Source organism: Streptomyces marinisediminis (assembly GCF_026262575.1).
Lineage (GTDB): Bacteria > Actinomycetota > Actinomycetes > Streptomycetales > Streptomycetaceae > Streptomyces > Streptomyces marinisediminis.
On sequence record NZ_JAPKFL010000102.1, the window covers coordinates 1 to 685 of the forward strand.

The window sequence follows — 685 nt, forward strand, 5'->3', positions numbered from 1 at the left end:
GGACGTACCACCGGACCGGGGCTGGGACCGGCTGGCGCCGCCCGCGTCCCCGGAGGACCGGGCGTCCGCGCCCACCCTCCAGGGCGGCTTCCTGGCGAACGCGGGCGACTTCGACCCCGCCTTCTTCGGCATCTCCCCCCGCGAGGCGATCGCGATGGACCCGCAGCACCGCCTGCTGCTGGAGACCTCCTGGGAGACGTTCGAGGACGCGGGCATCGACCCGCGCTCCCTGAAGGGCACCAGCGCCGGGGTCTTCGTCGGCGTCAACACCCAGGACTACGTGGCGCTGCTGGCGAAGGTGCCGGAAGGCGGCGAGGGCTACGTCTCCAGCGGTACGTCCGGAAGCGTGGCCTCCGGCCGCATCTCCTACACCTTCGGTCTTGAGGGCCCGGCGGTGACGGTGGACACCGCCTGCTCGTCCTCGCTGGTGGCACTCCACCTGGCGGCCCAGGCGCTGCGCGGCGGCGAGTGCACCATGGCGCTGGCCGGCGGCGTCAACATCATGGCCACCCCGGGCACGTTCGCGGACTTCGGCAAGCAGCAGGGGCTCGCCCCGGACGGCCGCTGCAAGGCGTTCGCGGACGCGGCCGACGGCACCGGCTGGGGCGAGGGTGTGGGGGTGCTGCTGCTGGAGCGGTTGTCGGACGCGCGGCGCAACGGGCACGACGTGCTGGCCGTCATCCGG

The 685-nt window shown here is 73.9% G+C and carries 1 protein-coding gene; it reads left to right on the plus strand.

Going from position 1 to position 685, the window contains the following annotated elements:
* Window positions 1-685: beta-ketoacyl synthase N-terminal-like domain-containing protein (locus OSB71_RS24255; protein ID WP_265950946.1), on the plus strand; the 685-nt coding region annotated here is incomplete at both ends.